Genomic DNA, 13,320 nt, shown 5'->3' with positions numbered 1-13,320 from the left:
TGGCCTGATTAAAAAATGCTAGGTCGGCCGAGTGGATGCGAAAAGGTCCACAAAGGTGCCATTCGATAGGGCCACGCACTTGCACATCGCCATGGTGCAGGTGCGCAAAACAGCAAGGGATGATGTCCCGGCGATGTTAGGCGGATTGGAAAGAGCCGAAGTCAGCCGCTCGCGGGCTGGCCGGCATCGAGCCTGTAGATCCAGAAGCCCCTGTGCTGGAACACCAGCTTGAGGTGCGTGAGCTGCACGGGGTTGGACGACGTGAACGGAAGCATCTTCGCGATCAGGCGGTCCGCGTCGGCGGGGTTGGAAAGATAGTGCACCCTTACGGCGTTGCCCATGGGCTCCACCGCGTAAGAGGCATCGAGCTTTTGATCCCGGAGCCACCGGGTCACCGTTTTCATGACTCCGTGCGAGGCGCTGCCGGGGAAATCCTTCGACGCGATGCTGAGGCTCTCGGGCCGCTCCATCGCGAGCTTCCAGATATCGGAGAGATGGACGACGACGTAGGTCGTCTTTCCCGGCGCCAGCGCGGCGAGCGACGCAGCGCCCTTCTCCTCGTCGAGGAGAAGCGCATCGATGAACTTCGAGAAGGCGTCTCCGTCCTGCGCGGGCACCGCCTCGCCCCAATACGCGCGCTCCTTGCTCTCGATCATGGGGCGCTCGACCGCCCACGCCGCCGGAACCAGAAGGCCGCGCGCGAGCGGATCGTCGAGCAGCGCGTTCCGTTGCGATACGAGCCGGATCTTGCGCGAGTGATCCCACCAGCTGAGCACCGGGGCGTCCGCTGGGACGTGATCGTGGATCGCCTTCGTGACTTTCTCCACCTCGGCGGTCGTGAGATCCGCCGCGAGGACCGGCTCCGTCACGTTGTTCTGCCAGTTGAGCGCGACCGCCCGCCCGTCCGCCTCGCGCGCGATCAGCGCCTGTGCGACTGGCTGATGGGACCCGGGGACGTTGAGCTCGAGCTTGTCGATCTTGCCGACGTCCTCGGGCGGCCTTTCGGTTCCCTTCATCTCGGCGACGGGTACGGACGTCACCTTGGTCGTATAGGGAACCTCCGCCGACGGCTTCGCAACGGGAAGCGCGGCGAAGGCGATCGCTGCAAGCCCCACGCTGACCAGAAGCGCCGGTACGGCAATCCGCTTTCCAAAAGATTGCTTGTCGGAAAGAGGCCCTACGCGATCGGTCGTCATCGGCATCACCTTCGTGCGAGACAGAGGCGATCCGGGCAGCCGCGGGAGGCGAACCTCCGGGCTGTCCGGATCCTGGGGGGCGTCCTACTCCTCACGCCGCCGGCGAAGGATCATCGCCACGCCTGCGACCAGAAGCATTCCGCCCAATCCACCGATCGCCGCGCGCTTGAAGGGCGTGTCGAGCTTCAGGAGGTCTCCGCGCTTCTGCGGAGCGAGCTCTTCGAGCTTGGCCCTGACGGCGGCCGCATCGCGAAGCCTCGTATCCTCGTCGTTGATGCGAACGGCGCTCTTGATGAGTTGCGACCAGCCTTCCGAGTAAGTGAAGCCGCCGGGATGAGCATGGGCGAGGCCCTTGAAGTGCTTGATCTTATGGTGCTCCCACATCTCGGCGAACTCGTACTCGACGACGGTCGGATTGTTGCCCTTGTGCCAGAAGAGGCCGAAGAAGTTGCCGGCACCGTCCTCTTTCTCGGGCGGCGGCGGAGCCGGCCGGTTGGTTTTTTGTCCGGGCAGCAGGCCGTCCTCGTAGAGCTTCGTCAGCACGACCTTTGCGTCCTCGGTGATCTTGATGCCATCGATCGTACCTTTGTCGATGAACTCGAGATAGGCGCGCGCAAAGCGCTCCGAATGGCAGTTCGAGCAGGTGCCGACCCAGGCTTCCTTGCGGTCCTTGAACCACGGATGGTCGAGGTTCTCCGCGATCTTCGTCGTCGGCTCGAATCCCCAACGAACCTTGCGGACGAGGTTGTGCGAGAACTGGCCCTGGTACTCCATGTGGCAGAACTGGCAGGTGGGGGCGTTCATGCCCTTGTCGAGCGCGTCGGCAAGCTGCGCGTTCCAATCCCACGTGTCGCCTCGCGTCTGGTAGACGACGCCATGCTTCGAGAGCATGTAGCCTTCGAACTCGTTGTGATCGACGCCGTTATGGCACGTCGAGCAAGCCTGCGGCTTGCGGGCCTCCACCGTGGAGAATTCATGGCGCGTGTGGCAGCTGTTGCAGGTGTTTTGCATCGTGTGGCAGAACGTGCAGCCTTCCGCCACCTCCCGCTGCTCCATGGCGGCCCAGATCGCCGTCTCGACGTTGGCCTTGTACGAGAGCGCGTGCGATGGCCGGCCGGCGGGCCACTGCTCCTGCGGCCAGGTGAATGTATCGCGCTCCGATTCCCGCTCGGCAAACTCCTTCACATGGCACTGCCCGCACGCGGCGGCATCGGGCATATGCAGCTCCGTCTTGTGCTGCCCGTGATCGCGGCCCACGCCGATGTGGCAGTCGATGCAGCCGACTTCCTTCAGGGGCTCGCCGTCCTTGAGAAGACCCATGGAGCGGAGGTTGCCTTCGACCTCGGTGATCATCTTCTTCTTGTAGGCGCGCGAGTCGGCATCCGGCAGGTTGCGGATCTCATCCAGGTTGCTGTGCACGCTCTTCTGCCAGCTATGCACCCATCCCGGCGTGATCGAGGTATGGCACTCCACGCACTGGGCGCGCGTCGCATCCACATCGACGCTGTCGGGCGGCGTGTAGAAATCCCGCGGGTTGAGATACTTGGAGATCGGGATCGGCTCCCAGAACTCGGCGAACGACCCTTTCCCGGCGCCTTGGGCCGGATCGTTGTAGCGCTTGGTCAGCGCCTCATAGAGTTCCTTGGGCGAGGCGCTCCGGTCGAGGTTCAACGCCTTGAAGGTCTCGTCGGGGATATCCGCGCGCGCCCCCGGGCCCGAAACGCCGAGCAAAGCGATTGCACCTGCCGCGAGCGCCGTTGCGCCGTAGGAAACGCGCTTCAACACGTTGGCGAAATTTGTCATGCCACTCCCCTTCCGTCCGATGGGAGACTCCCGATGAGATCGTTTCTAGTCCGATTGAGGAGGGACAAAAGCACCACCGGCGCGCAGCCGTTTGGTACCAGTTCGCGGCGAGGCAACCCTTGCAGGCACGGATTTTTCGCGGATGCGAAAGCGCGAAGCGCACGCGATCGGCAGGCGGCCGTCAGCGCGCTCGCGCGCCTCGCGCAAGCCAGGTGTCTGTACACGCAGTATTATCTCGGCGTCAGCGCGCAGCCTCGGGGGCGATGCTGGCGAAGGCGGCATCCCGGGCGCTGATGACCGCAGGTGCGAACGGCCAGGCGATGGCGACGGCGGGGTCGTCGAAGCGGACTCCGCGCTGCAACTCCGGCACGTAGCGCTCGGACATCTGATAGAAGAGCTCGCAGTCGTCCGAGAGCGTGAGGAAGCCGTGCGCGCATCCGGCCGGGATATAGAACGCATTATGCCTGACGGCGTCGAGCTCGACCGCAGCCCATTTCAGGTAGCTCTCCGATTGGCGCCTGAGATCGACCGCAACGTCGAAGGCCCGCCCCCGGGTTGCCCGCACGAGCTTGGCTTCGGGCTTCGGGTCGCCCTGATAATGGAGGCCCCTCAGCGTGCCGCGCTTGTGGTTCTGCGAGACGTTGCACTGCGGATAGACGGACGGGAGCCCATGCGCCGCAAACGTGTCCGCGCAGAAGGTACGGGCGAAAAGCCCGCGGTCGTCGGCGTGCGGCGTGACCTCGACGATGAAGGCGCCGGCCACGGCCGTCGGGAGGAGCTTCATCCGAGCCCCGCGATACGATGCGCAAAGGCAGCGAAACGGTCCGCCGCGCGAGTGCAGAAATCGGCCATCCGGCGCTTATCCATCGCCGGGCTTGAGTGAGGCTTGACGAGCCGCGGCGAACCCGGCGCGTCCCGGTGGGGGCTGCGGCCTTTGCGCCAGCCTCACGCAGGATTTGCAGCCTATAAGCCAGGTCGAACCGTGCGATGCGCTCGTCGGCGATCGAGGGAAGATGACCCGGAAACAGCCGCTTATACAGTCGGGGGCGCGTAGGGCACAGGCGTCGGGCGGCGATATTGCGCGCGAATTTCGCGAGGCCGTGCAGCATCTCGAGGCCGGGCGCCTGAAACAGTCGGAGGACGCGCACCGGCGCGTGCTGGCAAGGGTGCCGCGCCACGCGCCGAGCCTGCACAACCTTGGTCTCATCGCGTTCCGGAGCAAGGCGCCGCAGCAGGCCGTCGATTACATGCGCCAGAGCCTGGCGATCGATCCCGGTGCCCCGACGGCATGGCAGAACCTGGCGCTCATGCTGGCCGAGCAGCGCCGGCTGGACGAGGCGACCGAGGCGTGCCGCCGCTGTCTCGCTCTGGTGCCGAAGGACGCCAAGGCCAACGCCATCCTCGGCCATCTGCTTGAGGCCGCACGACGGACGGACGAGGCGGCGGAAGCCTACGAGCGCTCCCTCGCAGAGAACCCCGACCAGCCGAAGGTGCTCGTGAAACTGGGAGAGCTGCGATTGCAGTCGGGCAGGACTGCGGATGCGGCAACACTTTGCCGCCGGGCACTCGACATCGATCCCGGTAACGCGGCGGCCGAAGGGCTCGAGCAGCACGTTCTTGCCGCGACCGGGGAGCTGGAGGCGGCCGAGGCCAGGATCGCGGCGCGGACCGGCGACCCGGCCGGGCAGGCGCGCCTCTACGACGAGTTGGCGTCGTTCCTGCGCGCCCGGCGGCTGTTCAAGGAGGCAGTTCCGATCCAGCGTCGCGCCGTGTCGTGCATGCCGGACAAGGCCGAGTATCACTTCAATCTCGCCGCCGCGCTCGACGGAGCCGCGGAGGGTATGGCGGCGCTGGCGGCCTACCAGGCCGGCCTCGCCATCGCTCCGAACGACGCCGTGGCCTACAAGAACGTAGGCTCCTTGCTCCGCAAGATGGGCAAGTACGCGGGCGCGATCACGGCCTTTGAGCACGCCGCGAAGCTGGACCCGCGCCTTGCGGACGCTCACTACAACCTCGCCACGACGTGCAAGCTCCTGGGCCGGTTCGAGGAGGCGCGCGCCGCGTTCGACTGCGCGATCGAAGCGGCGCCCGAAGCGCTGACTCACCGCTTCGAGAGGAACGATCTCCGGCGCACGATATGCGACTGGCACGGCCTCGAGGACGAGGAGGGCCGTTGTCTCGAGCTCCTGCGGACGACGACGCGAGGCGGCGTCGCGCCGTTTCTTCTCATCTCCATGGCCTCGACGCGCGCTGACCAGCTCGCGTGCGCGCGCCGCTTCGCGGCCCTGAAGGCGGCTCCGGAGGAGATGAGGGTCCGCAGCGACCCGCAGCGCCTGGCGGGCGCGCGGCGCATCCGGATCGGCTATCTCTCATCTGATTTCCACGCGCATGCCACGGCGATGCTGCTCGCGGAGGTGCTCGAGGCCGCGGATCGCGACCGCTTCGAGCTATTCGGGTACTGCTATAGCGAGGACGACGGCAGCGATCTGCGCCGCCGGGTCATCGACGCCTTCGATCATTTCACCGTCGTCAAGTCCATGACGGACCGCGATGCAGCGGCGAAGATCCATGACGACGGCATCGACATCCTGGTCGATCTCAAGGGCTACACGCGTGACGCGCGGACGGAGATCCTGGGCTTCAGGCCGGCGCCGATCCAGGTGAACTACCTCGGCTATCCGGGGACCATGGGTGCCGATTTCATCGACTACGTGATCGCCGACAGCACGATCGCGCCGATGGAGCATCAGGAGCACTATGCCGAGCGCATCGTGCATCTTCCCAATTGCTACCAGCCCAACGACCGCCGCCGCCCGATCTCGGATGAGCCGATGACGCGCGCCGGGTTCGCTCTCCCCGAGGACGCCTTCGTCTTCTGCTCGTTCAACAACACCTACAAGATCACGCCGCAGGTTTTCGATGTCTGGATGCGGCTGCTCGCTCGTGTTCCGCGCTCCGTGCTCTGGATCCTTGCGGGCGACGAGGGCTGCCGGTCGAACCTGAGAAAGAGGGCTGAGGAGCGGGGAATAGACCCCGTCCGGCTCGTGTTCGCCAACAAGATGCCGATCGAGCAGCATCTGGCGCGCCACCGGCTGGCCGACCTCTTCCTCGATACGCTGCCGTGCAACGCGCATACGACCGCGAGCGACGCGCTCTGGGCCGGACTGCCGGTCCTCACATGCATCGGCGAGACGTTCTCCGGCCGCGTCGCCGCGAGCCTTCTCTCGGCCATGAACCTCCCGGAGCTGATCGCCGAAAGCCTCGACGACTATGAGCGGATCGCGCTCGCGCTGACCGAGGACCGAAGCCGCCTCGAGACGATCCGCGGAAAGATCGCCGCCGGGCGCAAAACGTCGCCTTTGTTCGATACGGCCCGCTATACCCGCAACCTCGAACGCGCATACGAGACGATGGTGGACATCATGAGACACGGAGAGGCCCCACGCCCATTCGCCGTCGCCGAGCTTCAGCCGCCCGTGACTGCGCCCCCGGTCTCCGCCGGCGCGGCGCGCGTTCCCTATGACCGGTGTCCCTTGTGCGACGGCGCCGACATCCCTTACCAGATCGAAGCGCGGTTGACGGCGCACCCTCTCTGGAAGCCGGAGCTTCCGCCAACCGTGAAATGGCGGAGCTGTGCCGGCTGCGGGCATGTCTTCACCGAAGGATACTTCACGCCCGAAGCGCGCGAGATCGTTCTCGGCTCGAACGAGCCGCGGTCCGAGGTGGGTAACGACGCCGCCGGACGACGCAAGCTCTCAGCCCGCATCGTCGAGCGTGTCGCGCGCCATGCGCCGGGCGGCGAGTGGCTCGACGTTGCCGCCGGCAACGCCTCACTTCTGTTTACGGCCGCCGAGTGGGGCTACAAGGTGTCCGCCACCGATCTGCGCATCGACAACGTCGAGCTCATTCTACGGCTCGGCTACATGGCCTACTGGAACGGCATCGAGGAGATCGAATCCGTCGACCGCTTCAGCGTCGTCAGCATGGCGCACGGGCTTCAGCGCGAGCCGTTCCCGGCTCGCGCGCTCGCGGCCGCGCACCGCATGATGCGCAAGGGCGGCGCGCTGTTCCTGTCGCTCCCGAACATGGACACCATCGAATGGCGCCTGCTCGATGCCTCGGGGGCCAATCCCTATTGGGGCGAGATCGAGCATTGCCACAACTTCACGCGCGAGCGGCTCGGGCGACTTCTCGAGCGCCATGGCTTCAAGGTCGTGGACTACAACATCGGCGCGAGCGAACCGAGCTCAATGGAACTGATCGCCATCAAAGTCTGATCCGCGGCGCCGAGCCTGGCCGGGGCGATGGGCGCAGCCCCTGCCTTGCGCGCATGAAACATGCGATAGAGCACGAGGGATGAACCTGCGAGCGGCCTGAGATCCATGGGTGAAGAAAGCCACGTGCCGACGGTTGCCGAGCTCGCGCGCGGACAGGTGGCGCCGGGGGCCAAGCTTGCCTACCAGCCCTATTGGTGGGAGGCCGCACCGCGCCCGCCGTCCTCTGCCGCGCTTCCCAACGAAGCCGATGTCGTCATCGTCGGCTCGGGCTTCACCGGGCTGTCTGCCGCGCTGACGCTGTTGCGGCGGGGTCGTTCGGCGGTCGTTCTCGAGCGCGGCGTTCCGGGCTTCGGCGCCAGCACGCGCAACGGCGGTCAGATCGGGAGCGGCAATCAGAAATTCCGCGTCAAGACGCTGATTGCCCTCAGGGGTCAAAGGAAGGCGGAGGCGCTGCTGCGCGAAGGCGTCGAGATGCTCGCCTACATCGGCCAGCTGGTCGAGACGGAAAAGATCGACTGTCACTTCAGCCGTTGCGGCCGCTTTCGGGCCGCCGTCCGCCCGGAGCACTACGAGGCGATGGCGCGCGACATGGAGGATCTGAAGCGCATTGCCGGCGTCGAGAGCTTCATGGTGCCGCGTGCCGAGCAGCGGACCGAGATCGGGTCCGACGTGTTTTTCGGCGGGTCCGTCCTGCCCGGCGATGCGACGCTGCATCCCGGCCTCTATCATGCCGGACTGATGCAGCGCATCGCGGACGCGGGCGGCCACGTCATTGGCAACGCCGCGGCAGAGGCCATATCCCATACCGATACGGGTTTCACCGTCCGCACGCCATTGGGCGAGATTACGTGCAGGAATGTCGTCATCGCCACCAATGGCCACACGGACGGGCTGGTGCCCGAGCTGGGGCGGCGGATCGTGCCGATCGGATCGGGTCTCATCGCGACGGGCGAGATTGGGGAGGCCGTGTTCTCGGGGCTGCTGCCGAAGGACCGCGCCTACGGGAACACAAACCGGGTCTTCTATTATTTCCGCACCGCGCCCGGCGAGCGCCGCATCATCTGGGGCGGACGCGCGGGCCGGCTGGCTGCCGACACCTCGCCGAAGGCCTTTCGCCATCTCGCGCGCGACATGCTGCACGTATTCCCGGCGCTGTCAGAGGTGCCGGTCACGCACGTCTGGGACGGCCGGATCGGCTACACCTATGACGAGGTCCCGCACCTCGGCCGCACCGCCCGGGGTGTCCACTACGCCATCGGCTATTGCGGAACCGGTGTCTCCCGCGCCACCTACTTCGGGCACAAGATCGCGCTGCAGGTGCTGGGCGACGCCGGAGGCCGCACGGCATTCGACGATCTCGCCTTCCCGAGCTTTCCCGTGCACTCTGTCGCCAAGCAGGCCGTGCCGGTCGTCGAGACGTGGTACCGCATCCGCGACGCGGCAAACATCTGAGCGGCTAAAGTCTATCTGGATTGAATCGCCCGTCCCCCTCACCCGTAAGCGATCGTCCATGCGGAGCATGGCTCCGCCATGACGATCGCTGGCGACCTCTCCCCACTGGGGAGAGGTCGCATAGCGTGAGCTGCGCGGGTGAGGGGGCCCTGCACTGATCAACCCGCATCGTCCCACCCTTCGCGGGAGAGCAGTGGCGTGACGCGCCGCACGCCGACGCGCCGGTTGACCCAGGACGGCCCCTCCGTCGGCTCCTTGAGATACTCCTCGCCGTAGCCCTGCGTGGTGAGGTTCTCGGGTGGAATGCCGAACTCGTCCGTGAGGATGATGGCGACCGCCTCCGCCCGCCGGTCGGAAAGCGAGAGGTTGTCGATCTCCGAGCCGACGGCATCCGTATGCCCCTCGATGAGGAAGAGTTCTCCCGGCGAGCGGTCGAGCACGCGCTGCATGGCGTGCGCGATGCGGTCGAGCTTGGAGTATTCTTCGGGCGCCACATCCCACGACGCGAACTCGAAATTGATCACATTGAGGTCCACGCGGCGCATGCGCTCGAGAACGCTGTAGTTCTGCCGCACCTCGTCGAGCGTGTAGCCGCGGTCCAGGACCTCGATCGGCGGCGCGTTGAGAGCCTCGAAGAGGTCGTCCGGAGACGCACGGTCGTATTCGACGATGTAGCGGTCGCGCGGGATGCGCACGATCGGTGGTGGCAGGTCGATGTAGGAATAGTGTTCCGGGCCGTAGTGATCGCGATAAGACCGCCGGTCGTCGAAGAACACGTATTCATGCCCGTCCCGGTCGCGCCGGCTGCGGCGCAGGACGCGGTCGTTGTCGTCCAGGATCGAGTAGATCAAGGCCCCGGCGAGACTCGCGGTGATGACCATCCATGTGCCGTCCTTGCGCCGCTCGCGGCGGACCTCCTTACCCTTGCGCCGGAACCGTTCGCCGTCGTCGTGGCGGATGAAGAGGCGCTTGTCGTCGCGGACAATGACGCGCTTGTCGGGCTCGACGATGATGTCGCGCGAGCCCGCCTCGCGCACCTTGCGCTCCCGCCGCAACGTCTCGAACTTGGTCGCCTTGGAAGCTTTGAACGTCTCGTCGCGCCCGCTTCCGCCTTTCCGCTGCGCGTCCTTGCGCGCGCGCTCGAACTCCTGGTCCGCCTTGGCGCGGTCGAACTTGCCGGGGCGGCGCGGGCTGGCCCGGCCGTCCTTGCCTTTCTGGTCCTGAAGAGCCTTCTGGCGCGCGGCGTCCGCTTCCTGCTTGTCCTTGATGGCCTTGAGGCGGGCCGCATCGGCATCGCGCTTGTCTTGGATCGCTTTCTGCTTTGCCGCCTCCGCGTCCTTCCTGGCCTTGAGGGCGTTCTCCTTGGCCTGCTGCGCCTCGAGCTGCTTCTGCTTGCGGGCGTTGTCCTTCGTCTGCTGAAGCTCGCGGCGTCTCTCGTCGAGGTCCTTCCGGCGCGCCCTCTCGGCGTCCTGCTTTTGCGGCTGCACCTGGTCTTTCGGCTGGTTCTGCTCAGGCTCTTTCTGCTTGCGCGCTTGGGGCTTGGATTTCTGCGCGTCCTTACCCTTGCGTGGCTTTCCCTCAGCCTTGTCGCCGGACGGAGGGCTGCCGCCCTTCGGCTTGGCCTCCTTGCCCTTGTTCTTACCCTTCCCCTTCCGCTTGTTGTCCTCTTTGACGGCATCGATTTTCTGCGCGAGCTGCAGAAGCGGCCCGGCGTCGTTTCCGGCGCGCGCCCCGGCCTGCTCATGCGCGATCGTCCCGGCGCGCGATGCGTCGGGATCGGTAGCAATGGCCAGGGGAGCGAGAAGGAAAGAGGCAAGGAAGGCACGGATAGCGGTCATGGGATGTCCAGCGGCTGATGCGATGCCAAATCGGCACGATTGCGCCACCTTAGATCCTGAACACGCGCAAATGATGGTCGAGCTTGATCGAGCTTAATGCAGCGTGGCGCGCACCGGAGGAGGCGCGCGGCCCGGGCACAGGGCGGCGGCGACGGCTTTGCCGAACCGGGCCGCAGCCGCCGTCAGCACCGGAGCCTCGGCGCGGCGGGCAACTCCGGCCGCGGCTTCCTCGATCTCGTGCGGAATGCCGCGGTAGCCGGCCTGCATGAGCGTCAGCAACTGGCACTCATCATCCGTCACGTTCCGCCGGCAATTGGGGCAGAACGGGGACAGATAGCCGAACCCTCCGCGACGCTCCGCGCGCATGGCCCGGATGAGAACGGCGATCCGTGAGGCGATCGCCGGCCCGTCGTCCGCGCCGTAACGCGCCTCGGCGTGATCGATCGCGCGGTCCAGGCCGTCCGCACGGTTGTGCTCGAAGCTGATGCAGTGCAGCCGCAGGAGATGCAGCCACTCGCGTTCCATCTCGCCGAGGTTGGTCGATTGGATATCCGTGAGAGCATGATCTCGGGTGCACATGCGGAGACCTCCAAGGCGTCGCCTCGGGACGCCGGCAAGCTGAGCGGGCGAGCCGAAGGGCGGCGGCGCATGGTCCGGTCTCGGAAGAACAACCGGGGAGGTGCGCCGCCGCCAACTTGGGGGTCCCAGGCAGTGCGGGAGGAGACTGGGCCCCAAGACTCGGATGGCGGAAAGTCCGCCTTTGGATGCGGTGCCCGCAGGACGCTGCGGACTTGCGCACCATAGTAATGTGGAATTATATAGTCAACAATAAAGAGCACGCGAGAGCAGATATTCGACCCTGCGCCGCAGATCGCCGTTTTTCCCTGGATGCAGCGCATGCCGCCCGACGACGAAAAAGATCGCGAAAAGAAGCCCTCCCCCAAGGAGGGGGACGGTGCGATCCCGAGATACGCCATCCCAGATCTTCTCGGCGGGGGGCGCGAGGCGATCCTCTTGCACGACGGGGCGGAGTATCGCTTGCGCATCACGGCGCGAGGCCGGCTGATCCTGACCAAATAGTGAAGATCGCTCGGTTTTCCTGGGCGCGCCGGCACCCAACTCCCTCATGACGCGAGCGAAGCGCTGGGATAAAACACCTGCGCTAAGGATCTCCGTCCTGGCATGAGAGGTTGAGGGAGGACCACCGTGAGCGACGAGACGAGCAAGGCGCTGCACCCGGAGACGATCGCGCTTCACGCGGGCTGGCGCGCCGATCCCGCGACCGGCGCCGTCGCCGTGCCAATCTACCAGACAACGTCCTACCAGTTCCGCGACACCGCGCACGCCGAGAGCCTGTTCGCCCTGAAAGAGCTCGGCAACATTTATACGCGCATCATGAACCCCACGACCGACGTGCTGGAAAAACGCGTCGCGGCCCTCGAAGGCGGCGTTGCGGCGCTTGCCGTCGCCTCCGGCCAGTCCGCGTCCGCCTACGCCTTGCAGAACATCGCCCACGCCGGCGACAACATCGTGAGCTCGACCAACCTTTATGGCGGCACCTGGAACCTCTTTGCCAACACGCTGAAGGACCAGGGGCTCGAGGTGCGCTTCGTCGATCCGTCAGATCCCGAGAATTTCCGCCGCGCGACCGACGAGCGCACACGCGCCTACTACGCCGAGACGCTGCCCAATCCCAAGCTCACCGTCTTCCCGATCGCTGAGGTGGCCGCGATCGGCCGCCCGCTTGGCATCCCGCTGATCGTCGACAACACTGCCGCCCCCGTGCTCTGTCGCCCGCTCGAGCACGGCGCCGCGATCATCGTCTACTCGTCGACGAAATATCTCGGCGGCCACGGCAACTCGATCGGCGGCGTGATCGTGGACGGCGGTAATTTCGACTGGGCGGCGCATCCCGTGCGCCAGCCGGCGCTGAGTTCTCCCGACCCGAGCTACCACGGCGCCGTCTGGAACGAGGCTGTGAAGCCGCTCGGTCCCATCGCCTACATCATCAAGGCGCGCGTGACGCTGCTGCGCGACCTCGGGGCGGCGCTCTCGCCGTTCAATGCCTTCCTGCTTCTCCAGGGCATCGAGACGGTTCCGCTGCGCATGGCGCGCCATTGCGAGAACACGGCGGCCGTTGTGCGCTGGCTGACGACGCGCCCGGAGATCACGCGGGTGATCCACCCCTCGCAGCAGACGGGCGCCGACCGCGCGCGGGCGGAACGCTATCTCAAAGGTGGAGAGGGCGGCCTCTTGGGCTTCGAGCTGGCCGGCGGCCGCGACGCCGGGCGCCGCTTCATCGACGCGCTGAAGCTCTTCTATCATGTGGCCAACATCGGGGACGTGCGCAGCCTCGCCATCCATCCGGCTTCGACGACGCACTCCCAGCTGTCGGGCGATGAGCTCGCCGCCACCGGCGTCACGGACGGCTACGTGCGCCTTTCGATCGGTCTCGAGCACATCGACGACATTCTCGCCGATCTCAGCCAAGCGCTTGACGCCGCATCCCGGTAAATTTCCCGCAGCGCGAATGTCGGCTTTCCGAGGAGATAAAAACTCCGGGCCCGATGATGGGTTGGAACATCATCGGGCCCGAAGCATGTGCGCAGTTGGGTCCTAGAACCCCGGATCTTTAGTCGAACTTGAGCGTGAAGCCTGCCCACAGAGTGCGTCCGACACCGGGCTTTGCGCCGTCGCTACGATCGGAAACGTAGAACTCGTCCGTGAGGTTCTGGCCCGAAGCCCACAGTGTGA

At 66.0% G+C, this 13,320-nt stretch carries 9 protein-coding genes; 4 read left to right on the top strand and 5 right to left on the bottom strand.

Annotated features, from left to right (window positions below; translation table 11 throughout):
* Positions 1–161 precede the first annotated feature (161 nt).
* From haoB to rfbC, 3 genes are all read right to left on the bottom strand, one after another.
* Positions 162–1,196, bottom strand: a complete 1,035-nt coding sequence (gene haoB / locus V7082_RS11005; protein WP_334148461.1) for a hydroxylamine oxidation protein HaoB — start codon at positions 1,194–1,196, stop codon at positions 162–164.
* A gap of 84 nt (positions 1,197–1,280) precedes the next feature.
* A complete protein-coding gene (locus V7082_RS11000; RefSeq protein ID WP_334148459.1) occupies positions 1,281–2,999 on the bottom strand; it encodes a multiheme c-type cytochrome in 1,719 nt (572 codons plus the stop codon).
* 241 nt (positions 3,000–3,240) lie between these two features.
* On the bottom strand, positions 3,241–3,783 hold the full coding sequence (gene rfbC, locus V7082_RS10995) for a dTDP-4-dehydrorhamnose 3,5-epimerase (protein ID WP_334148458.1): 543 nt from the start codon (positions 3,781–3,783) through the stop codon (positions 3,241–3,243).
* Between the two features lie 229 nt (positions 3,784–4,012).
* Between rfbC and V7082_RS10990 the strand changes: the two genes are divergently transcribed.
* Together V7082_RS10990 and V7082_RS10985 are read left to right on the top strand one after the other, a co-directional pair.
* The gene (locus V7082_RS10990) at positions 4,013–7,276 is read left to right on the top strand and encodes an O-linked N-acetylglucosamine transferase family protein (protein ID WP_334148456.1); all 3,264 of its coding nucleotides are present in this window, start codon (positions 4,013–4,015) and stop codon (positions 7,274–7,276) included.
* 105 nt (positions 7,277–7,381) lie between these two features.
* Positions 7,382–8,728, top strand: coding sequence for an NAD(P)/FAD-dependent oxidoreductase (locus V7082_RS10985; protein ID WP_334148454.1), 1,347 nt, complete (start codon positions 7,382–7,384; stop codon positions 8,726–8,728).
* A 158-nt stretch (positions 8,729–8,886) separates the two neighbouring features.
* Here the strand turns inward: V7082_RS10985 and V7082_RS10980 are convergent, their stop codons facing one another.
* Both V7082_RS10980 and V7082_RS10975 read right to left on the bottom strand, forming a co-directional pair.
* On the bottom strand, positions 8,887–10,566 hold the full coding sequence (locus V7082_RS10980; protein ID WP_334148452.1) for an OmpA family protein: 1,680 nt from the start codon (positions 10,564–10,566) through the stop codon (positions 8,887–8,889).
* Between the two features lie 93 nt (positions 10,567–10,659).
* Positions 10,660–11,145 (bottom strand): hypothetical protein, encoded by a 486-nt coding sequence (locus V7082_RS10975; protein WP_334148450.1) that lies wholly within the window; start codon positions 11,143–11,145, stop codon positions 10,660–10,662.
* Positions 11,146–11,463: 318 nt separating this feature from the next.
* Between V7082_RS10975 and hemP the strand changes: the two genes are divergently transcribed.
* Together hemP and V7082_RS10965 are read left to right on the top strand one after the other, a co-directional pair.
* The gene (gene hemP, locus V7082_RS10970) at positions 11,464–11,646 is read left to right on the top strand and encodes a hemin uptake protein HemP (RefSeq protein ID WP_334148448.1); all 183 of its coding nucleotides are present in this window, start codon (positions 11,464–11,466) and stop codon (positions 11,644–11,646) included.
* Between the two features lie 126 nt (positions 11,647–11,772).
* Positions 11,773–13,080, top strand: a complete 1,308-nt coding sequence (locus tag V7082_RS10965) for an O-acetylhomoserine aminocarboxypropyltransferase/cysteine synthase family protein (RefSeq protein ID WP_334148446.1) — start codon at positions 11,773–11,775, stop codon at positions 13,078–13,080.
* The last annotated feature ends 240 nt before the right edge of the window (positions 13,081–13,320 follow it).

The sequence above is a fragment of the Hyphomicrobium sp. genome (assembly GCF_036833075.1).
Taxonomy (GTDB): Bacteria; Pseudomonadota; Alphaproteobacteria; order Rhizobiales; family Hyphomicrobiaceae; genus Hyphomicrobium_C.
The sequence above is the reverse complement of the archived record's forward strand: the minus strand, read 5'-3'. Positions and strand labels throughout refer to the sequence as shown.

Bases quoted from the DNA above. Each gene is read 5' to 3' on its own strand.
- V7082_RS11000 (WP_334148459.1), bottom strand. From the start codon at position 2,999: ATGACAAATTTCGCCAACGTGTTGAAGCGCGTTTCCTACGGCGCAACG.
- V7082_RS10980 (WP_334148452.1), bottom strand. From the start codon at position 10,566: ATGACCGCTATCCGTGCCTTCCTTGCCTCTTTCCTTCTCGCTCCCCTG.
- V7082_RS10985 (WP_334148454.1), top strand. From the start codon at position 7,382: ATGGGTGAAGAAAGCCACGTGCCGACGGTTGCCGAGCTCGCGCGCGGA.
- V7082_RS10990 (WP_334148456.1), top strand. From the start codon at position 4,013: ATGACCCGGAAACAGCCGCTTATACAGTCGGGGGCGCGTAGGGCACAG.
- hemP (WP_334148448.1), top strand. From the start codon at position 11,464: ATGCCGCCCGACGACGAAAAAGATCGCGAAAAGAAGCCCTCCCCCAAG.
- rfbC (WP_334148458.1), bottom strand. From the start codon at position 3,783: ATGAAGCTCCTCCCGACGGCCGTGGCCGGCGCCTTCATCGTCGAGGTC.
- V7082_RS10975 (WP_334148450.1), bottom strand. From the start codon at position 11,145: ATGTGCACCCGAGATCATGCTCTCACGGATATCCAATCGACCAACCTC.
- haoB (WP_334148461.1), bottom strand. From the start codon at position 1,196: ATGACGACCGATCGCGTAGGGCCTCTTTCCGACAAGCAATCTTTTGGA.